Origin of the sequence: Streptomyces sp. NPDC052016, from assembly GCF_044548445.1 — a bacterium.
Lineage (GTDB): Bacteria > Actinomycetota > Actinomycetes > Streptomycetales > Streptomycetaceae > Streptomyces.
Map to the genome: position 1 here is coordinate 1 of NZ_JBIUBX010000045.1, position 18,950 is coordinate 18,950.

The 18,950-nt window shown below is 71.5% G+C and carries 18 protein-coding genes and 1 pseudogene; 8 read left to right on the plus strand and 11 right to left on the minus strand.

The window, feature by feature from the left end:
* Window positions 1-115 precede the first annotated feature (115 nt).
* The 4 genes from ACIHAR_RS38080 to ACIHAR_RS38095 form a co-directional block, all read right to left on the minus strand.
* Entirely contained in the window at window positions 116-502 is a 387-nt protein-coding gene (locus tag ACIHAR_RS38080) for a DUF6507 family protein (protein WP_365473250.1), read from the minus strand.
* Between the two features lie 38 nt (window positions 503-540).
* Window positions 541-855 carry a pore-forming ESAT-6 family protein gene (locus tag ACIHAR_RS38085; protein WP_365473247.1) on the minus strand — a complete coding sequence of 105 codons (315 nt, stop codon included), beginning with the start codon at window positions 853-855 and terminating at the stop codon, window positions 541-543.
* A gap of 67 nt (window positions 856-922) precedes the next feature.
* Window positions 923-1,255, minus strand: coding sequence for a hypothetical protein (locus ACIHAR_RS38090; RefSeq protein WP_365473244.1), 333 nt, complete (start codon window positions 1,253-1,255; stop codon window positions 923-925).
* A gap of 165 nt (window positions 1,256-1,420) precedes the next feature.
* Window positions 1,421-2,599, minus strand: a complete 1,179-nt coding sequence (locus tag ACIHAR_RS38095) for a PP2C family protein-serine/threonine phosphatase (protein WP_365473241.1) — start codon at window positions 2,597-2,599, stop codon at window positions 1,421-1,423.
* A gap of 254 nt (window positions 2,600-2,853) precedes the next feature.
* On the opposite strand from ACIHAR_RS38095, the gene ACIHAR_RS38100 reads away from it, so the two are divergent.
* On the plus strand, window positions 2,854-4,065 hold the full coding sequence (locus tag ACIHAR_RS38100; RefSeq protein ID WP_400023841.1) for a GNAT family N-acetyltransferase: 1,212 nt from the start codon (window positions 2,854-2,856) through the stop codon (window positions 4,063-4,065).
* Between the two features lie 37 nt (window positions 4,066-4,102).
* Here ACIHAR_RS38100 and ACIHAR_RS38105 read toward each other — a convergent pair whose 3' ends face one another.
* Together ACIHAR_RS38105 and ACIHAR_RS38110 are read right to left on the minus strand one after the other, a co-directional pair.
* Complete coding sequence (locus ACIHAR_RS38105) at window positions 4,103-4,906, minus strand: Fpg/Nei family DNA glycosylase (protein ID WP_388758214.1); 804 nt, start codon at window positions 4,904-4,906, stop codon at window positions 4,103-4,105.
* Between the two features lie 923 nt (window positions 4,907-5,829).
* Window positions 5,830-6,315 carry a ribose-5-phosphate isomerase gene (locus tag ACIHAR_RS38110; RefSeq protein WP_365471345.1) on the minus strand — a complete coding sequence of 162 codons (486 nt, stop codon included), beginning with the start codon at window positions 6,313-6,315 and terminating at the stop codon, window positions 5,830-5,832.
* 227 nt (window positions 6,316-6,542) lie between these two features.
* Between ACIHAR_RS38110 and ACIHAR_RS38115 the strand changes: the two genes are divergently transcribed.
* On the plus strand, window positions 6,543-8,012 hold the full coding sequence (locus ACIHAR_RS38115; RefSeq protein ID WP_365471348.1) for an amino acid permease: 1,470 nt from the start codon (window positions 6,543-6,545) through the stop codon (window positions 8,010-8,012).
* 131 nt (window positions 8,013-8,143) lie between these two features.
* Here ACIHAR_RS38115 and ACIHAR_RS38120 read toward each other — a convergent pair whose 3' ends face one another.
* Window positions 8,144-8,701: a hypothetical protein gene (locus tag ACIHAR_RS38120; RefSeq protein ID WP_400023820.1), complete on the minus strand. Its 558-nt coding sequence runs from the start codon at window positions 8,699-8,701 to the stop codon at window positions 8,144-8,146.
* Here ACIHAR_RS38120 and ACIHAR_RS38125 point away from each other — a divergent pair.
* Window positions 8,695-8,896, plus strand: a pseudogene (locus tag ACIHAR_RS38125) (LPXTG cell wall anchor domain-containing protein); the annotation flags it as partial. The gene ACIHAR_RS38120 and the pseudogene ACIHAR_RS38125 sit on opposite strands and share 7 nt — an antisense overlap.
* A gap of 89 nt (window positions 8,897-8,985) precedes the next feature.
* Here the strand turns inward: ACIHAR_RS38125 and ACIHAR_RS38130 are convergent.
* Entirely contained in the window at window positions 8,986-9,564 is a 579-nt protein-coding gene (locus tag ACIHAR_RS38130; RefSeq protein WP_400023822.1) for a biotin transporter BioY, read from the minus strand.
* 418 nt (window positions 9,565-9,982) lie between these two features.
* Between ACIHAR_RS38130 and ACIHAR_RS38135 the strand changes: the two genes are divergently transcribed.
* Both ACIHAR_RS38135 and ACIHAR_RS38140 read left to right on the plus strand, forming a co-directional pair.
* Window positions 9,983-11,359, plus strand: a complete 1,377-nt coding sequence (locus ACIHAR_RS38135; protein WP_365471357.1) for an amino acid permease — start codon at window positions 9,983-9,985, stop codon at window positions 11,357-11,359.
* A 131-nt stretch (window positions 11,360-11,490) separates the two neighbouring features.
* The gene (locus ACIHAR_RS38140) at window positions 11,491-12,132 is read left to right on the plus strand and encodes a superoxide dismutase (protein WP_365471360.1); all 642 of its coding nucleotides are present in this window, start codon (window positions 11,491-11,493) and stop codon (window positions 12,130-12,132) included.
* A 146-nt stretch (window positions 12,133-12,278) separates the two neighbouring features.
* Here the strand turns inward: ACIHAR_RS38140 and ACIHAR_RS38145 are convergent, their stop codons facing one another.
* Window positions 12,279-12,899 (minus strand): histidine phosphatase family protein, encoded by a 621-nt coding sequence (locus tag ACIHAR_RS38145; RefSeq protein WP_365471409.1) that lies wholly within the window; start codon window positions 12,897-12,899, stop codon window positions 12,279-12,281.
* 292 nt (window positions 12,900-13,191) lie between these two features.
* Here ACIHAR_RS38145 and ACIHAR_RS38150 point away from each other — a divergent pair, with 292 nt between their 5' ends.
* Entirely contained in the window at window positions 13,192-13,416 is a 225-nt protein-coding gene (locus ACIHAR_RS38150) for a hypothetical protein (protein ID WP_365471363.1), read from the plus strand.
* 33 nt (window positions 13,417-13,449) lie between these two features.
* Here the strand turns inward: ACIHAR_RS38150 and ACIHAR_RS38155 are convergent, their stop codons facing one another.
* Window positions 13,450-14,094 (minus strand): DsbA family protein, encoded by a 645-nt coding sequence (locus ACIHAR_RS38155; protein WP_365471366.1) that lies wholly within the window; start codon window positions 14,092-14,094, stop codon window positions 13,450-13,452.
* A gap of 137 nt (window positions 14,095-14,231) precedes the next feature.
* Between ACIHAR_RS38155 and pepN the strand changes: the two genes are divergently transcribed.
* Window positions 14,232-16,811: an aminopeptidase N gene (pepN, locus tag ACIHAR_RS38160; protein WP_400023825.1), complete on the plus strand. Its 2,580-nt coding sequence runs from the start codon at window positions 14,232-14,234 to the stop codon at window positions 16,809-16,811.
* Window positions 16,812-17,084: 273 nt separating this feature from the next.
* Complete coding sequence (locus tag ACIHAR_RS38165; RefSeq protein WP_400023827.1) at window positions 17,085-18,134, plus strand: hypothetical protein; 1,050 nt, start codon at window positions 17,085-17,087, stop codon at window positions 18,132-18,134.
* Between the two features lie 121 nt (window positions 18,135-18,255).
* On the opposite strand, the gene ACIHAR_RS38170 is transcribed toward ACIHAR_RS38165, so the two are convergent.
* Window positions 18,256-18,702 carry an NUDIX hydrolase gene (locus ACIHAR_RS38170; protein WP_400023842.1) on the minus strand — a complete coding sequence of 149 codons (447 nt, stop codon included), beginning with the start codon at window positions 18,700-18,702 and terminating at the stop codon, window positions 18,256-18,258.
* Between the last annotated feature and the right edge of the window lie 248 nt (window positions 18,703-18,950).

Consider the following 18,950-nt stretch of genomic DNA (forward strand, 5'->3'; position numbering starts at 1 on the left):
CTGTGCACATCCGCACCCGTGTCCCGCACAGCACCCGCATCCGCCCTCAACGCGGCATGATCCAACTCCAGTTGGAAGAGATTGCCGGTGAACTGCGGGATCTCTTCCGGATTGATCACGCCTTGCCCACCCCCGGCATGTCGGGTTTCGGCGCCTTCAGCGTGTTGCGCTGCGCCTCGGCCGCCATCTCCTCGTCACCGTTCAGGTACGCCGTCGTCGCGTCGACCACGCCCTGCAGCGACTTGCCCGCGCGGGCCGCGACGAACGACAGGTCCTTCGACGCCCGTTCCGCGAACTGCGACAGCGCCAGGGCCACCAGGCCGCCCTGCGCCTGCTCGCCGGCGGGGGCGGCGTCAGCCGAGATGGTGCCCGCGCTGGACGCCGCCGACGTCAGATGCTCACCGAACGCCGTCGCGTGCTTCTGCAGGTTCGACGCCGTCTCCCCCGTCGTCTTCAGCACACCCGAGATCCCCTGCGGGTTCAGATCCCAACCGGGCACCACTCACCCCCGTAAGTCGGCAACACACCTGTGTCCGTACGTCAGCCGATGTTGTCGACCGCGGCCTTCGCCCGCGACAGCGTCGACTGCGCCGTGCCGTCGTTCTGCTCCAGCGTGGTCTTCAGCAGACCGATGATGTTCCGCACCTCGTTCGAAGCGCGGTTCCACCGCTGCTCCTTGCCGTGGTACTCGTCCGCGACACCGTCCGCCGTGAAGTCCGCCATCGCGGCCGCCACCTGACGGTCGCGCTGGCCGATGACCTCCTCCAGCCGCGCGATCACCGACTGGATGTTGCCCTGCGCGTCCCCGGACGCACCCGTGTCGTACGAACGACGATCAGCACCCGCACCCGCCATCACACACCACTCCCCGTGAGAAGAAAGAAGAACCTGACCGGAAACCGGCCTCAGGCCACCGGACGACTCAGCGCGCGCCGAAACGCGCGGCGTCGAAGTTCGCGGCCGCCATCTGCTGGCGCGCGTTGTCGCCCTGCTCCTGGTCACCGGAGCTGAACGCCGACTCCATGCCCGTCTGACCACCCAGGATGGCCGACAGGGAGGAGTTCAGGTCGTTCGTGATCTCGTCCGCGCGCGCCTTGAACTGGTCGAACATCACCCGACCCGTTCCGTTGAACTTCCCCTCCAGGGGCTGCGCCGCCTGCACCAACTGCCGGATCAACGTGCCGAGATCGTCACTGGACCCGCGCGAATCACGCGCCAGCGTCGACAGCGTCTGCGCGCCCATGTCGAACTTCATGTCGAACCCGCCTCCCCCGCTGGGATCTGCCTGTCACATCCGTACGCGTCCCATCTGTAGCAACTCCCCGATTGCCGGTGCAATCGGGAACCGGTCGTTGTTCCGGGAGTGGTACAAACACATGACCGGACCATGAGGTCATAGGGGGGCGTAGGTGACGAATCGTCAGCGCAGCGCGGTCGCCGTCGGCCCCTCGCGGCAGATGAGCAGCAGGGCCCGGTCGTCGTTGACGTCCTTGGCGACCGCCTCGATCAGGTGCCAGGCGGCGCCCTGGAAGCCGCCGGCGACGTAGCGGTCGGCCTCGCCGGTCAGGCGGTCGATGCCCTCGACGATGTCCCGGTCGGAGGTCTCCACCAGGCCGTCGGTGAAGAGCATCAGCACGTCCCCGGGGCGGAGCGACCCCTTCACGGGGTCGAACTGGGCGCCCTCGTACACCCCGAGCAGCGGGCCTTCCGCGGCCTTCTCCTCCCAGCGGCCGCTGCCCGCGCTGAGCTGGAGGCCCGGCGGATGACCGGCGGAGTACAGCTCGTAGTCGCCGGAGTCGAGGTCGAGGACGAGATGGATGGAGGTCGCGAAGCCCTCCTCCCAGTCCTGGCGGAGGAGGTAGCCGTTGGCGGCGGGCAGGAAGGCGTGCGGGGGAAGGCTGCCGAGCAGACCGCCGAAGGCGCCGGACAGCAGGAGGGCGCGGGAGCCCGCGTCCATGCCCTTGCCGGAGACGTCCGTGAGGACGACCTCCAGGGTGCGGCCGCCGTTCGTCCGGGCCGCGACAACGAAGTCACCGGAGAACGACTGGCCCCCCGCGGGCCGCAGCGCCATCTCCCGGTGCCAGCCCTGCGGCAGCTTCGGCAGCTTGCTCTGCACCCGGATGCGTTCGCGCAGGTCGAAGAGCATGGTGCCGCCGCGCCGCCAGGGCACGCCGACCCGGCTGCGGAACTGGGCGATGAGCAGGCCGAACAATCCGCAGGCCGCGACCACCAGGACGACACCCGGCGTGACGCGGGACGGGCCCTCCGTGTACGGGCCCAGCTGGACCGACTCCACGATGAGCGCCGTGGCCGCCGCCGCGTACAGACCGAGCAGGCTCGCCGGGCGCAGCAGGAGGCCGCCGGCCACGATCGGCAGGACGAGCGCGGCCGGCGAGCACCACACCGAGTTGGCGAGGGTGGTGGCCGCGATCAGCGGGACGGTGAGCAGCAGGCCGGCCAGCGCGATCCAGTCCGAACCGTCGCCGCGGAAGTAGTCCACGGCGCTTCTGCGCACGCCGGTGCGGACCCGGTGCACCAGGTGCCTGAACCGGGCCGCCCACGTCTCGGCCGCCGCGCGCCGCTGTCGTCCTACCGCCATCAGTTCGGGACCCTATCCATCCGACCCGCCGCTTGGCACGGGAGGTCCCACTTGTCCCCCGTCCGAGCTCAACTTCACAGTGAACGGCACGGAAAGCGCTCACGCCGCACAGAGGGAGAAATTCCCTGGCTCGTCCCGCATTGGGCTGCTAGGCATGGTCCATGACGACTGAGGCGACGGGCGCGGCGGGTGCCGGGGGCGCGACGGGCGGGACGGGCCGGACGGGCCCTGGAGACTCGGCCGCCGATCTGCGGGTGCTGCGGCCGCAGGACTGGGACACGTGGTACGGCACCCTGCTGCGCGCCTTCGGCGGAGTCGACGAGTCGGACGAGGAACGTGCGCTGTGGAGAAGGCTGACGCCGTGCGAGCGGTCCTTCGGGGCGTGGGACGGGGACGAGCTGGTGGGGACGGCCGGGGCGTTCGACTTCCGGCTGACGGTGCCCGGTGGGGCCTCGGTGCCGGCCGCGGGCGTGACGATGGTCGGCGTCCTGGCCACGCACCGGCGACGCGGCATCCTGACGCGGATGATGCGGCGGCAGCTGGACGACATCCGCGCGTGGGGTGAGCCGCTGGCCGTGCTCACCGCCTCCGAGGCAGCGATCTACGGGCGGTTCGGGTACGGCGCGGCGACCTTCGGGCTGACCGGCGAGATCGACACCAGCCGGGTACGGCTGTCCGTGCCGGCCGGGACGGACGACGTACGGCTGCGGTACGCCGACCCCGTCGACGCCCTCGGCGCGTGCGAGGCGGTGTACGCGGGGACCGTGCCGCTGCGGGCCGGGATGCTCGCGCGGCGGCCCGGGTGGGAAAGGCTCGGGGTGCTCGATCCGGAGAGCGAGCGGGGTGGGGCGTCGCCGCTGCAGTGCGTGGTCGCCGAGCGGAGCGGGGAGGTCGTCGGCTACGCGCGGTTCCGGGTCCGGCCGGAGTGGACCGAGACCGGGCACAACGGGCAGGTGGTGCTGCAGGATCTGGCCGCGCTGGAGCCCGTGGCGGGGGCGGCGCTGTGGCGGTTCCTGTTCGGGATCGACCTCACGACCTCGCTGAAGGTGCGGGGGCGGCCGGTCGACGAGGCCTGGCAGCATCTCGTCTCCGACCTACGGCGGTGCCGGCTGCGGGTACGGGACTCGTTGTACGTACGGCTGGTGGACGTCGGGGCCGCGCTGGAGGCGCGGACGTACCAGGCGCCGGTGGACGTGGTGCTGGAGGTGGAGGACGCCTTCTGCCCGTGGAACACGGGACGCTGGCGGCTGTCCGGCGACGCGAAGGGGGCGAGTTGCACGCGTACGGCCGATGCGGCTGATCTCTCCCTGTCCGCGCGGGAATTGGGGGCCGCGTACCTCGGGGGTGTGAGCCTCTCCTCGCTGGCTGCGGCCGGGCGGGTGCGGGAGCTGCGGTCCGGGGCGCTGGGGGAGGCGGCCGTGGGCTTCGGGAGCGCGGTGGCGCCCTGGCTGCCGCACGGGTTCTAGCCGGCGCCCGACCGCTCCGGGTGGTCGCCGGTCCGCGTCAGTTCTTCTGGCAGGTCGCGCACCAGAAGAGGTTGCGGGCGGCGAGGCCGGCGGTGCGGACCTCGTCACCGCAGAGGTGACAGGGCTGGTCGGTGCGGCGGTAGACGTAGACCTCGCCGCCGTGGTCGTCGACGCGGGGCGGGCGGCCCATCGCTTCCGGGGTGTGTTCCGGGCGGACCGTGTCGATGCGGTTGGTGCGGACGCCCTCGCGCATGAGGGTGACCAGGTCCGACCAGATCGCCCTCCACTCGGCCGGGGTGACGTCCCTGCCCGGGCGGTACGGGTCGATGCCGTGGCGGAAGAGGACTTCGGCGCGGTAGACGTTGCCCACGCCCGCGATGATCTTCTGGTCCATGAGGAGGGCCGCGATCGTGGTACGGCTGCGGGAGATGCGGCGGTACGCGGTGTCGGGGTCGGCGTCGGCGCGGAGGGGGTCCGGGCCGAGGCGGGCGTGTATCGCCTGCTTCTCGTCGTCCGTGATCAGGGCGCAGGTCGTGGGGCCGCGGAGGTCGACGTAGGCGGTGGGGTTGGCGACGCGGAGGCGGACGGTGTCCGTGGGCGGGGGCGCGGGGGCGTCGCCGAAGGTGACCTTGCCGAAGAGGCCGAGGTGGATGTGGATCCAGGTGTCGTTGCCGAAGCCCAGGAAGAGGTGCTTGCCGTGGGCCTCGGTGGTGCGCAGGGCCGTGCCGGTCAGGAGGGCGGCGGCGTCGGAGAACTTGCCCTGGGGGCTCGTGAGGGTGGCTTCGCCGATGAAGCGGGCGTAGTCCTGGGCCAAGCGGTGGATCGTGTGCCCTTCTGGCAACGTGGTCGTCCCTTCGTGTGTTCTGCCCACCCACCCGCCCGACTCTGTCGAGTGAGGAGTGCACGTCGCCCCGGGGCTCCGCCCCGGACCCCGGCCGGCTCGCCATCAACCCGCCCGACTCGGTCGGACGGAGAGCGGACCCCGATCCCGGCGCTCGAGCCCCGCACCTGGCAAGGCTCGCACACTCGCATAGGGCTCCGCGCCCGCCGTCCCGACGAGGGCTCCGGCCCAGGCCATGGCACCGGGGCGCCGGGAGCCGCCGGGACTGTGAGCTCAGGCGACGGGCCGCAGGAGCCGTCGGCACGAGGGGCATGGGCTGCCCACGCACTGCCGCACGAGCGGCCGAGGCGTCGGCTCGACGACGGGGCCGCCGACCTCGTGGGCGCGAGGTCGGAGACCATCGCCAGGGCCGTGACGTCGACGAAAGGCAGCCACCGAAACCGTCGGCCCGCATAGCCGGACTGCCCCGCGCTGCCACACAAGCGGCCGAGGCGTTTGCTCGGCGACGAGGCGGCCGACCCAGTGGGCGCGGGATCAGCGGCCGACGCCAGGACCGTGACGCCGAGGAAAAGCAGCCACCGAAACCGTCGGCCCGCATAGCCGGACTACCCCGCGCTGCCACACAAGCCGGCCGCATGGCCGGGCTGCCCACGCGCTGCCGCGCCGGCGGCCGGACCGTCGGCTCAGTGGCGGGAGTCGCGGGGACTCGCCGGAACCGTGGCCTCGGGCGATGCGGACCGCTGGAGACGGTGGCTCGGGCGCTGCCCGTCGGCCGCTGGAGACGTTGCTCCGGGCGGCAGGTGCCGCCGGAGACGTTCCGGAGACGTCGGCTCGGGTGCGGGGCCGCCGGAGACGTCGGCTCGGGTGCGGGATGCCCGTGCGTCGCCGCACGGGCAGGAGTTCCGCTGCGGCGGGCGGGCGGCCTACTGCTGCGGGTGGTGGGCCGGGATCGGGGGCAGGTCGCCCGTGGTCTCGTAGGACGCCAGCATGTCGATGCGGCGGATGTGGCGCTCGTCACCGGAGAACGGCGTGTTGAGGAAGGTCTCGACGAATTTCGTCGCCTCCTCCGTCGTGTGCATGCGCGCGCCGACGGCGACGACGTTGGCGTTGTTGTGCTGGCGGCCCAGCGACGCCGTCTCCTCGCTCCACGCGAGGGCCGCGCGCACGCCCTTGACCTTGTTCGCCGCGATCTGCTCGCCGTTGCCGGAGCCGCCGATCACGATACCGAGGGAGTCGGTGTCCGCGGCCGTGCGCTCGGCGGCACGGAGGCAGAACGGCGGGTAGTCGTCCTGGGCGTCGTAGATGTGGGGGCCGCAGTCGACCGGGTCGTGACCCGCCGCCTTCAGCCATTCGACGAGGTGGTTCTTGAGTTCGAAGCCCGCATGGTCCGAGCCGAGATACACGCGCATGGGATGAGTGTGACACGCGTGTCGCCGGGTAGCAGCGCCGGGTGTCATGCCCGAAAAGTGTGAGCCAGGCTACAGAACCTCAGGAAAACCTCAAGTAACGATACGGATTCAGAGGTTCCCGAATCACGACACCTCCGATTCACTGGACCGGCTCGTACACCCCCTGAGCTACCCGTACACCGCTCGTACGGGAGACACCCCCACGCGGCGCAAAGGAAATCCATTCCATGACTTCGCAGCCGACCCTGACGAAGGCCGAGAACGGCCCCGGAGGCACCGGAGAACCCGGGTCGGGCCTTCAGGCGGGCCTCAAGAACCGGCACCTGTCGATGATCGCCATCGGCGGTGTCATCGGCGCCGGCCTGTTCGTCGGATCGAGCTCCGGCATCGCCACCGCCGGGCCCGGCATCCTCCTCTCCTACGCCCTCGTCGGCACGCTCGTGGTGCTGGTGATGCGGATGCTCGGTGAGATGTCCGCGGCCAACCCGACCTCCGGTTCCTTCTCCGCGCACGCCGACCGCGCGCTCGGAAGCTGGGCCGGGTTCTCCATCGGCTGGCTGTACTGGTTCTTCTGGGTCGTCGTGCTGGCGGTCGAGGCGACCGCCGGTGCGGTGATCCTCGAGGGCTGGATACCGGCCGTCCCGCAGTGGGCATGGGCCCTGATCGTGATGGTGGTGCTGACCGCCACCAACCTGGTCTCGGTCGGCTCGTACGGCGAGTTCGAGTTCTGGTTCGCCGGCATCAAGGTCGTCGCGATCGCCGCGTTCATCGTGATCGGCGGTCTCGCCGTGTTCGGCGTACTGCCGGGCGTCGACAGCGACCAGGCCGGTCTGAGCAACCTCACCGAGCACGGCGGCTTCCTGCCCAACGGTGCCGGGGCGATCCTCACCGGTGTGCTGCTGGTCGTCTTCTCCTTCATGGGAAGCGAGATCGCCACCCTCGCCGCCGGTGAGTCCGAGAACCCCCAGCAGGCCGTCACCAAGGCCACCAACAGCATCATCTGGCGCGTCGCCGTCTTCTACCTCGGCTCGATCCTCGTCGTGGTGTCCCTGCTGCCCTGGGACAGCAAGTCGATCGCCGAGGACGGCTCGTACGTCGCCGCGCTGGACTCCCTCGGCATCCCGCACGCCGGTCAGATCATGAACTTCATCGTGCTGACCTCGGTGCTGTCCTGTCTCAACTCCGGTCTCTACACCGCCTCCCGCATGGCCTTCTCCCTCGGCCAGCGCGGGGACGCGCCGAAGGCCTTCGCCCGCACGACCGCCAACGGCGTGCCGCGCACGGCGATCCTCGCCTCCGTCGCGTTCGGCTTCGTGGCCGTGTTCTTCAACTACAAGTTCCCGGACTCGGTCTTCCTCTTCCTCGTCAACTCCTCCGGTGCGGTCGCACTGTTCGTCTGGCTGGTGATCTGCTTCTCGCAGCTGCGCATGCGGAAGATCATCCAGGCGGAGGCGCCGGAGAAGCTCGTCGTGAAGATGTGGCTGTACCCGTACCTGACCTGGGCGACGGCCGCGCTGATCGTGTTCGTGCTCGGCTACATGCTCACCGACACCGAGCACGACGGCCGGAAGACCGTGCTGCTCTCCCTGCTCGTGGCCGCGGTCGTGCTGATCGTCGCCTTCGTGAAGGAGCGGATGAAGCGGAACGGCACGGCGGCGAGCGGCCAGGACGCCGCTCTTGAGGACGCCGTCAGGTAGTCGTCCGGCGGAAGGGCCCATGTACGCGGGCCGTCCGGCGGAAGGACCCGTGAACGCGGGCCGTCCGGCGGAAGGGCCCGTGAACGCGGGCCGTCTGGCAGAGGGGCCCGTGCGCGGGCCCCTTTTCCGTGTCACAGCACGGTGAAGCTGTCCTTGACCTTCTCGTACGTGCGCCGCGCCTCCGCCTCGACCTCCGGCTGGTACCAGGTGCTGATCTGGTACGACTTCCCGCTCTCGTCGAAGCCGAGGAGGCGGGCGTGCCAGGGGGTGCCCTGGAGGGTGAAGGCGTACTCCCAGACGACCGCCGGGTTGCCCCGGAACGTCGTCTCCTCCAGTCGGATCTTGCGGTAGCCCTCGCCCTGGTGGGCGTTCCGTTCGGACGTCTGCCCGGTGTCCAGCAGGTCGCCCCGGGCCAAAGAGGACTTGGCGACCAGTTCCTGCCTGCCGTCGGGGGACGTGTAGTGCACCTCCGCGCCCGTCTTCACGTCCCGCCGCCAGCCCTCGGGCGTCGCCCACGCGTACCCGCCGGCCTCCTGGTGCGCGCCCGGCGGCAGGCTCGGCGGCCTGGAGGTGCCCTCGACCGTGAGGGTGGGGGACGCCTGGCCCGTCCCCTGGGTCGAGGCGGTGGTGGGGGTCAGGGGGGACGACCCGGCCCGGTCGGCGCCGCCGCCCGACCCGGGGGCCGACACAAGCGACGAACCCGTCACCGAACGCGCCCGCCACCCCGCTGCTGCTCGGCACCGACAACACGCCCGTGGGACTTGGTGGCGAGGAACTGCCACGGACCGGGCCCGGACGGGACGTGGCCGCTCGGCGTGGCCGGGGCGGCGCTGCTCGCGGCCGGGGCGGCCGGGCTGTGGTGGTCACAGCGGCGGCCGGCACGACCGCAGGGCTGGGAAACGCGGAAGAGGCTCGCCGGGTCAGGTCGCATCACGACCCGGCGAACCTCTTCCGCGCCGGCTGAACCGCGAGGTCAGCGGTCGGCGAACTTCCAGGCGGCGGGCAGCAGACCCATCGCCAGGGCCGCCTTGAGGGCGTCACCTATCAGGAACGGGGTGAGGCCGGCCGCGATCGCGGCGGAGGCGGAGATGTCGGCGGCGTAGGCCAGGTAGGGGACGCCGACGGCGTAGATGATCGCCTCGCCCACCAGCATCGTGCCCGCCATGCGCCACACGCCGCGGTCCGCGCCGCGGCGGGCCAGGGCGCCGACCACGGTGGAGGCGAGGATCATGCCCAGGACGTAGCCGAAGGAGACGGCGGTCGCCCCGGAGGTGCCCTCCGCGAACCACGGCACGCCCGCGACGCCCGCCAGGGCGTAGAGCGCGAGGGAGAGGAAGCCGCGCCGGGCGCCCAGGGAGGTGCCGACGAGCAGCGCGGCGAAGGTCTGGCCGGTCACCGGCACCGGGGAACCGGGGACGGGGACCGCGATCTGGGCGGCGAGACCGGTGAGCGCGGCACCGCCGAGCACGAGCGCGACGTCCCGGACACGGGAGGCCGGGAGAAGGTCGGCGAGGACCTGTCCGGGGCGAGCGGGGGTGGCGGCGGTGCTCATGGGGACTCCGCGGGGTCGGGGCGGTACGGGACACCGTGACGCTATCCCAGCGGCCACCGGCCGCTCACCGTCAGTGGTCGACAAACGGGCGATCACAGACTTGGTGGGCTCCACACAAAGGGACGCGGTTACACCCGGTCCTGCGTGACTCCGGTCACTGAGGTGAGGTGGCTCCGGCTACGCGGACGGAGTGACGGGCGTCTGTAGGGTTTCGCCAACGTCTGTGACGTCCCGGTGGGCGTCGACGGCAGGGAGAGCTGGTCGGTGGAGGAGGACGCGGCGCACTACACGTCCGTAGCGGCGTAAGCACGCTCCGTTCCGAATCTGTCCGGATAGTGGGCAGTCCCTCCGTGTGAGCGGACGGGCTGCCCAGACTGTGGGCGTTTTTGCCCTCTCACGCATTGGACGAGCCGCGCCCATGCCCAGCACCACCGCAGGGACTCCGCCCGAGTCGGACGCCGCCCTCTCCCACGGCCTCAAGCAGCGCCATCTGTCGATGATCGCCCTCGGCGGCGTCATCGGCGCGGGTCTGTTCGTCGGCTCCGGCGCGGGCATCGCCGCCGCCGGTCCCTCGATCGTCCTGGCCTACACCCTCTCCGGCCTCCTCGTGATGCTGGTGATGCGGATGCTGGGCGAGATGTCGGCCGCCCATCCGTCCTCGGGTTCCTTCTCGGCGCACGCCGAGCGGGCGCTCGGGCCCTGGGCGGGCTTCACCGCGGGCTGGTCGTTCTGGGTCCTGCTCTGCACGGCCGTCGGCCTGGAGGGCATCGGCGCGGCGAAGATCGTCACCGGCTGGCTGCCGGGCACGCCCGAGTGGGCGTGGGTGGCGCTGTTCATGGTGGTCTTCTGCGGGGCGAACCTGGCCGCGGTGAAGAACTTCGGCGAGTTCGAGTTCTGGTTCGCGGCGCTGAAGGTCGGCGCGATCACGTTGTTCCTGGCCCTGGGCGTGCTGGCGATCGCGGGCGTGCTCCCCGGTACGGACTCCCCCGGCGCCTCGCACCTCACCGACTTCCTCCCGAACGGCGGCGAGGGCCTGGTCGTCGGCCTCCTCGCCTCCGTCTTCGCCTACGGCGGCCTGGAGACCGTCACCATCGCCGCCGCCGAGTCGGAGGATCCGGTGCGCGGCGTGGCGAGCGCGGTGCGTACGGCGATGTGGCGCATCGCGCTGTTCTACATCGGCTCGATGGCGGTCATCGTCACCCTCGTCCCCTGGGACTCGAAGGAGGTCGTCGAGAAGGGCCCGTACGTCGCCGCCCTGGACCAGCTCGGCATCCCGGGCGCCGGACAGCTGATGAACGTCGTCGTCCTGGCCGCCCTGCTGTCGGCGATGAACGCCAACATCTACGGCGCCTCGCGCATCGCCTACTCCCTCGTGGAGCGCGGCCAGGGGCCGAAGGCGCTGGGCCGGGTCTCGGCGGGGGTTCCCCGGACCGCCGTCCTCGTCTCCTGCGTCTTCGGCTTCGTCTGCGTGCTGCTCAGCTACTGGCGGCCCGACGACGTCTTCCCCTGGCTGCTGAACATGATCGGCGCGGTCATCCTGGTGGTGTGGATCTTCATCGCCGTCTCCCAGCTGCGCCTGCGGGGACGGCTGGAGCGCGAGGCCCCGGAGAAGCTGGTCGTGCGGATGTGGGCGTTCCCGGTGCTGACCTGGGTGGCGCTGGCCGGCATGGCGGCGGTGTTCGTCCTGATGGCTCGCGAGCCGGGCACGCGGGTGCAGCTGTACTCGACGGGCGGGATGACGGCGTTCCTGGCGGCGGCCGGGTACCTCTGGCAGCGCAGGCGCGCCGGCGGCTGACCCGCCGCCGCCCTTCGCCCGAGGCCCTCACGCGACGCGCGTGGGGGCCTTCTTGCTGCCCGCGCAGTCTTTTTGTTGCTAGCGTGTAGTTGCAAGCTTCTTGCAATAAGAGGTTCGGAGGGGAACCCGCCATGCCCGTCTACACGCTCCCTGAGCTGCCCTACGACTACTCCGCGCTCGCCCCCGTGATCAGCCCGGAGATCATCGAGCTGCACCACGACAAGCACCACGCCGCCTATGTGAAGGGCGCCAATGACACGCTGGAGCAGCTGGCGGAGGCGCGGGACAAGGAGCAGTGGGGGTCCCTCAACGGCCTGGAGAAGAACCTGGCCTTCCACCTGTCCGGGCACATCCTGCACAGCATCTACTGGCACAACATGACCGGCGAGGGCGGCGGCGAGCCCCTCGCGGCGGACGGTGTGGGCGAGCTCGCGGACGCGATCACCGAGTCCTTCGGCTCCTTCGCGCACTTCAGGGCGCAGCTGTCGAAGGCCGCCGCCACCACCCAGGGCTCCGGCTGGGGTGTCCTCGCCTATGAGCCGCTCAGCGGCCGGCTGATCGTCGAGCAGGTCTACGACCACCAGGGCAACGTCGGCCAGGGCTCCACCCCGATCCTCGTCTTCGACGCCTGGGAGCACGCCTTCTACCTCCAGTACAGGAACCAGAAGGTCGACTTCGTCGAGGCGATGTGGCAGGTCGTCAACTGGCAGGACGTCGCCAGGCGCTACGAGGCCGCGAAGTCCCGCGCCGACGTGTTGCTGCTCGCCCCCTGAGGCGGCCGTGAAGCGTCCTGCCTCGTGATCGTCTTCTCACCCTTCACGCAGGCGGGCGGAAAGAGGGAAGCCCCCGCGAGGACGTGACGCGCGGGGGCTCTCCCGTTCCGCGTCAGGGCTGGCTCGCGGCCGAGGCCGGGATGTCCCTACGGCTCACAGGGCACGTTCAGCGACACGAGCGCCGTGCTCGATCCCTCCATGCGGATCTCGCTCACGGCGGTGTTGAGCAACCGGGGAAAGACCCGCCGGTAGTGCTCCAGGGGGATGGACAGCAGCCGGCACAGGGCCAGCCGCAGCAGTGTGTTGTGGGCGACGACCAGGACGCGCCCGCCCTCGTGGGCGGCGGCGATCCGGCGCAGGGCGGCACTGCCGCGGGCGGCGGCGGTCCGCGGATCCTCGGCCTCCGGGAAGGGATGCCCGACGGGGTCCGCCAGGAAGGCCTCGGCCCGTTGCGGATCGGTGAGGGCGAACTCCGCGAGCGTACGGCCCTCGACCACCCCGAAGTCGCACTCGCGCAGCGCGGGTTCGCGTCGCGCGGTGAGGCCCAGGGCCCGGCAGGCGGGGTCGGCGGTGGCCGTGGCGCGGGAGAGGCGGGACGTCCAGACGGCGTCCACGGGGTGGGCGGCGGCCCACCGGCCGAGGGCCTCCGCCTGGGCTCGCCCCCGCTCGGTGAGGGCCACGTCGGTCAGCCCCGCGTACCGGTTCTCGGCGTGCCACACGGTCTCCCCGTGCCGGACCAGCAGCAGGGTCGTCGGCGTACGGAGCACGGCTTCCGGAAGCTGCTCGTCCTCGCTCCCGCCGCTCCGGCCGGCCCCCTGCGTCAGGCCCTCTCCCACGAACCGCACAGCGTCCTCCCCAGTCTCGGCCGACCGTCTGTCGCAGGGCGGATACGTCCCGCCGGCCGAACCGACTCACCGATCCGGCCGTTTCACAGGTTCATGCCCGCGTGGCGGGAGCCGTGGCCGGCCGCCGGGGGCATCATGGACGCCTTCCCGTGGCCTGCCGAGGCGTGTCGTCCGGTACCGCCGGCGGCCGCGGTCGTCCACCGAGGAGGCGTTGATGGCGTATGTGCGGTGCCCGAACTGCGACGACACCATGCAGGACTTCCGGAACCTGGAGAGCGGGGCGGAGAGCGCGGCGGCCGAGCAGGTGCTGCGGCCGACGCTGAGGAAGGGCGAGGTCTTCGTCGCCGCGGCCTACCAGCGCTGCGCGAGGGACGGCTGCCGTCGGGTGCAGCGCAAGGACAACTGGAAGGTCGGCGCCACCCTGCCGGAGGAGTGGTGAGAGGTCACCGGCAGGGGGCCGCGCACCGGTCGGTCACAGGTTGCTGAAGTCCGGGCCCTTGGTGCGGGTGCGCTTGATCTCGTAGAAGCCCGGGACCGAGGCGACCGCGAGGGTGCCGTCCCAGAGGCGGGCGGCCTCCTCGCCCTGGGGGGCCGGGGTGACGACCGGGCCGAAGAAGGCGATCTGCTCGCCGTCGGGGCCGGGGACGGCGATGACCGGGGTGCCGACGTCCTGGCCGACCTTCTCGATGCCCTCCTTGTGGGAGGCGCGCAGCTCGGCGTCGAACTCGAAGACCTCCTGGTCGGCGTAGTCGATGAGGTCGGCGGGCAGGCCGACGTCCGCGAGCGCGCCGGCGACCGCCTCCAGGGTGGGGCCCTCGCCGTTGTTGTGGATGCGGGTGCCGAGCGCGGTGTAGAGCGGGCCGAGGACGTCCGCGCCGTGCTTCTGCCAGGCGGCGGTCACCACCCGGATCGGCTTCCACGCCTTGGTGGCGAGCATGTCCCGGTACTCCTCGGGGAGCTCGTCGAGCTTGTCCTCGTTGAGGACGGCGAGGCTCATCACATGCCAGCGGACCTCGATGTCCCGGACCTTCTCCACTTCCAGCACCCAGCGGGAGGTCATCCAGGCCCAGGGGCACAGCGGGTCGAACCAGAAGTCGACGGGCGTCTTCTCCGACATGTCTCTCCTCAAGGGGGAACGTTTCCCCGGTGAACGCCGCCGCCCCGGCGGGGCATTCCCTGCTGCCCGCCGTCAGGAGCGCGTGGCAGGATCGGGCCTGTCCAGATCATGTGCATCGCCCTGAGGGAGTACCGCCCGTGCCCGGTGAGAACCTGTCCCGCGACGAGGCCCGGGAGCGGGCCGCCCTGCTCTCCGTCGACGGGTACGACGTGTCGCTCGACGTGCGTTCGGCGGTGGGCGACCCGTCCGGGGACGGTCCGCGCACCTTCCGCTCGGTCACCACGGTGCGCTTCCGCTGCAACGAGCCGGGCGCGTCGAGCTTCGCCGATCTCATCGCCCCGAGCGTGACCGCCGTCACACTGAACGGCCGCGATCTGGACCCCGGCGAGGTCTTCGACGGTTCCCGGATCCTGCTGGAGGACCTCGCCGCCGAGAACGAGCTGGTCGTCGACGCCCGGTGCGCCTACTCCCGCACCGGCGAAGGGCTGCACCGCTTCGTCGACCCCGAGGACGGCGAGGTCTACCTCTACACGCAGTACGAGCCGGCCGACTCCCGCCGCGTCTTCGCCGCCTTCGAGCAGCCCGACCTCAAGGCCCCGTTCCGCTTCGAGGTGCGGGCGCCCGAGGAGTGGGTGGTGTGGAGCAACGGCGTCGGCGAGCGCACGGACGGGGTGTGGCGGTTCGCGGAGACGAAGCCGATCGCGACGTACATCACGTGCGTGGTGGCGGGGCCGTACCACCATGTGACGGACTCCTACGAGCGGGTGCTCGAGGACGGCACGCGGCTGGAGATCCCGCTCGGCGCCCTGTGCCGCAAGGGCCTCGCGCCGTACTTCGACGCCGACGACGTCTTCCTCGTCACCAAGCAGGGCCTGGACTTCTTCCACGACCACTTCGACTACCCCTACCCCTTCGGCAAGTACGACCAGGCGTTCGTGCCCGAGTACAACCTGGGGGCGATGGAGAACCCGGGGCTGGTGACCTTCCGGGAGGAGTACATCTTCCGGGGCAAGGTGACGCAGGCGTCGTACGAGGCGCGGGCGAACGTGATCCTGCACGAGATGGCGCACATGTGGTTCGGCGACCTGGTCACCATGGAATGGTGGGACGACCTGTGGCTGAAGGAGTCCTTCGCGGACTTCATGGGCACGTTCTCCCTGGTCGGCGCCACCCGCTTCACCGACGGCTGGATCACCTTCGCCAACCGCCGCAAGGCCTGGGCCTACCGGGCCGACCAGCTCCCCTCCACCCACCCGATCACCGCCGACATCCGCGACCTGCAGGACGCCAAGCTCAACTTCGACGGCATCACCTACGCCAAGGGAGCCTCCGTCCTGAAGCAGCTCGTGGCGTACGTGGGGCAGGACGCCTTCCTGGAGGGCGCCCGCCGCTACTTCAAGCGGCACGCCTACGGCAACACGCGCCTCGGCGACCTGCTGTCGGTCCTCACGGAGACCAGCGGCCGCGACATGGGCGCGTGGGCCCGGTCCTGGCTGCAGACGGCCGGTGTGAACTCATTGACCCCTCAGGTGCTGCTGGACGCGAACGGCCTGGTCAGCGAGGTGTCGGTGCTGCAGGAGGCGCCGGAGTCGCACCCCGAGCTGCGGCCGCACCGGGTGGCGATCGGCCTGTACCGCAGGGAGGGGAACCGGCTGGTGCGGTACGCGCGCACCGAGACGGACGTCGACGGCCCGCGGACGGTCGTGCCGGAGCTGGCGGGCCAGGAGGCGCCGGAGCTGGTCCTGGTCAACGACGAGGACCTGACGTACTGCAAGATCCGCTTCGACGAGATGTCGCTGGACACGCTGCGTGCGCACCTGGGCGACATCACCGACCCGCTCGCCCGTGCCCTGTGCTGGTCGGCGCTGTGGAACCTCACCCGGGACGCGCTGCTGCCCGCGCGGGACTTCATCTCCCTGGTGCTGCGGTTCGCCGGCCGCGAGTCGGACATCGGTGTGCTGCAGATGCTGCACGCGTGGGCGCAGGCCGCGCTGGTGCACTACGTGGCGCCGCCCCTGCGGAAGACCGGCGAGCGGCTGGTGGCCGAGGAGGCGCTGAAGGAGCTGCGGGCGGCCGCGCCGGGCAGCGAGCACCAGCTGGCCTGGGCGCGGTTCTTCGCGTCGGTGGCGACCTCCGCCTCCGACTTCGACCTGCTCCAGGGCCTGCTGGACGGCACGGCGGAGATCGACGGCCTGGAGGTGGACCAGGAGCTGCGCTGGGCGTTCCTTGAGCCGCTCACGGCCCACGGCCACGCGGACGAGGCCGTCCTGGCGGCGGAACTCGCCCGTGACGACACGGCCTCCGGCAAGCGCCACCAGGTCCGCTGCCTCGCCGCCCGCCCCTCGGCGGCGGTCAAGGCACAGGCATGGGCCCAGGTGATGGAGTCGGACGTCCTGTCCAACGCGCTGGTGGAGGCGACGATCGCGGGCTTCAACCAGCCCTCCCAGCGGGAGCTGCTGGCGCCGTACGCGCAGAAGTACTTCGCGGCGATCGAGCGCATCTGGTCCGAGCGGTCCATCCAGATCGCGATGACCATCGTCAAGGGCCTGTACCCGTCCCTGCAGGACCACCCGGACACCCTGGTGGAGTCGGACATCTGGCTGGCCATGCACGCGTCGGCGCCCCCGGCGCTGCGCCGCCTGGTGCTGGAGGCCTGGGACGACCTGGCGCGGGGGCTGCGCGGACAGGCGTGTGACGCCAGGGCCGAGAGCGCCTAGTGCCTGTCCGACGCTGCCCGTCGTCGCCCGGAGGGCGGTGCAGACGGGAATGGTCGGACAGGCACTACCTTTGGCCATGAATTCCGCCGACGGTCACCGTTACGGAATTCAGGCAATCCGAACCGTAACCCCTGGCTTCCACCTGATGGACCAGGGGTTTTCGGTGCCTACTCGGCACCCGAACACCCGTCCTTTAGGACGAGCTTGTCCGGAATTGTCGACGAGCGTGTAACAGCGGTTAAGGGGCGGACCGGGTGCGGGAATCCCCGGTTCATGAACCACAACACGCCACTCCCCCCGGCCTCCCCCCGCCCCGTGTGCCACCTGTCGGACGTGCACCGCCGTGTCATGACGGCGGCTCAGCTCCGTTCGCACGGCGTCTCGTCCGCCGAGACCGGTGAGCAGTGCCGCCCCGACGGCCCCTGGCAGCAGATCCTCCCGGGCGTGTTCCTCCTCCACCCGGGACCGCCGACCAGCGAGGAGCGACTGCACGCGGTGCTGCTGTACGCGGCCCGCGAAGTGTCGACGTCCGGGGTGCCGGTCCAGCCGGGCGCGGGGGAACCGCACCGTCCGGTGTACGCGGAGGCGATGATCACGGGCCTCGCGGCCCTCACCCTCCACGGCTTCACCACCGCGCCCCCGCTGCTCTCCCTGGAGCGGATCGACGTCCTGGTCCCCCGGCTGCGCCGGCTGCGCTCGACGGGCTGCGCGCACGTCGTCCGCACCACCACGCTGCCGACGCCCGAGCAGGCGACCGGGGTTCCCGTCGCCCCGGTACCGCGCGCCCTGGTCGACGCGGTGGCCCGGCTGACGGACGCGGGGGCGGTACGGCGGCTGCTGACGGAGGCGGTGCGCGCCGGGCACTGCGAACCGGCCGTGGTGGTGCGGGAACTGAACCAGGCCAAGCTGCTGGGCCGCCCGCACGTGGTGGACGCGGTGGACTCGCTGCTCGCCGAGGGCCGCGCGATCGCGGAGGCCCGCCTCTACACGATGGTCCGTGAGTACGGCCTGCCGGACCCGGTGTGGAACGTCGACCTGCGCCTGCCGGGCGGTCCACACCTGGGCGGTCTGGACGCCTACTGGCCCGAGCAGGCGGTGGCGGTGGAGCTGGACACCCGGACGCCCCGCCAGGACGAGGACGCGATGTGGTCCGAGTACGCGCGCAAGCGCGAACACCTGGAGCGGCTCGGTATCACGGTCGTGTACATCACGCCGAGGAAGCTGCGGGACGCGATGGAACAGCAGGCGGCGGTGGTGCGCACCGCCCTGATGGCGTCCGGTGACCGTGAACCGGCCGCGTACGTCGTGGTGCTGCCCCGGTAGTGACGCACCGGGGACCGCATCAGGAGGGGAGAGGAGGGGCCGCACGGGGATGACCCGGCGGCCCCTCTTCGTGCGCGCCGCCGCCCGCGGCAGACCGGTGCCCCACGGCCGCCCGCCGGCCCTACGCCTCCGGCGGCACGAAGACCCGCCCGCTCACCGGTCGCTCCCGCCACAGCCGCAGCGCCACGTCGATCAGCCCGACCCGGGTCAGGCCGGGCACCGCGTCCAGGTCGTGCCAGGCGGCCATGTCCGTGGAGCCGTCGACCTCGTTGCGGAGTTCTCCGCCGACGACCCGGCCCTCGTAGACGATCCGCACGCCGTGGTGGTCCACGGGCCCGCGCAGGCCTTCGCGGCGGAACGTGCGGCGGGAGGAGTCCACACCGAGCAGACCGGTCACCTCGACGCGGTAGCCGGTCTCCTCCTCCAGTTCGCGCACGACGGTGTCGTGGGGATCCTCGCCGTGCTCCATGCCGCCGCCCGGCAGCACCCACTCCGGGGTGCCGTCCGGGGCGGGCGAGCGGGCGAGCAGGATCCGGCCGTCACGGACGCAGACGGCGTAGGCCGCCACCCTCAACGTCTTTCGCACACAGGGACGTTAACCGGTCATCTCCGGGTTGGCAGGTGGGTATTCGGGCGCGGGGACGGCGCAGCGGGGGCGCGGGGGCGGCGGGCGCCGTCGCGAACGGGCCGGTCGGGGGGTGGCCCGCCCGCGACGGAGCACTGCCGCGGCCCGGTGACCGGGACCAAGCCGGGGGTACCCGCGATCACCCGGCCCACACCGGGCACGGCGTCCTGACGTCCCCTCAACGCCCTTCC

Coding starts and splice junctions, on each gene's coding strand:
- ACIHAR_RS38090 (WP_365473244.1), bottom strand. CDS start 1,255: ATGAAGTTCGACATGGGCGCGCAGACGCTGTCGACGCTGGCGCGTGAT.
- ACIHAR_RS38140 (WP_365471360.1), top strand. CDS start 11,491: ATGCCCGTCTACACGCTCCCTGAGCTGCCCTACGACTACTCCGCGCTC.
- ACIHAR_RS38115 (WP_365471348.1), top strand. CDS start 6,543: ATGACTTCGCAGCCGACCCTGACGAAGGCCGAGAACGGCCCCGGAGGC.
- ACIHAR_RS38150 (WP_365471363.1), top strand. CDS start 13,192: ATGGCGTATGTGCGGTGCCCGAACTGCGACGACACCATGCAGGACTTC.
- ACIHAR_RS38110 (WP_365471345.1), bottom strand. CDS start 6,315: ATGCGCGTGTATCTCGGCTCGGACCATGCGGGCTTCGAACTCAAGAAC.
- ACIHAR_RS38165 (WP_400023827.1), top strand. CDS start 17,085: ATGAACCACAACACGCCACTCCCCCCGGCCTCCCCCCGCCCCGTGTGC.
- ACIHAR_RS38135 (WP_365471357.1), top strand. CDS start 9,983: ATGCCCAGCACCACCGCAGGGACTCCGCCCGAGTCGGACGCCGCCCTC.
- ACIHAR_RS38130 (WP_400023822.1), bottom strand. CDS start 9,564: ATGAGCACCGCCGCCACCCCCGCTCGCCCCGGACAGGTCCTCGCCGAC.
- ACIHAR_RS38155 (WP_365471366.1), bottom strand. CDS start 14,094: ATGTCGGAGAAGACGCCCGTCGACTTCTGGTTCGACCCGCTGTGCCCC.
- ACIHAR_RS38095 (WP_365473241.1), bottom strand. CDS start 2,599: ATGGCGGTAGGACGACAGCGGCGCGCGGCGGCCGAGACGTGGGCGGCC.
- ACIHAR_RS38085 (WP_365473247.1), bottom strand. CDS start 855: ATGGCGGGTGCGGGTGCTGATCGTCGTTCGTACGACACGGGTGCGTCC.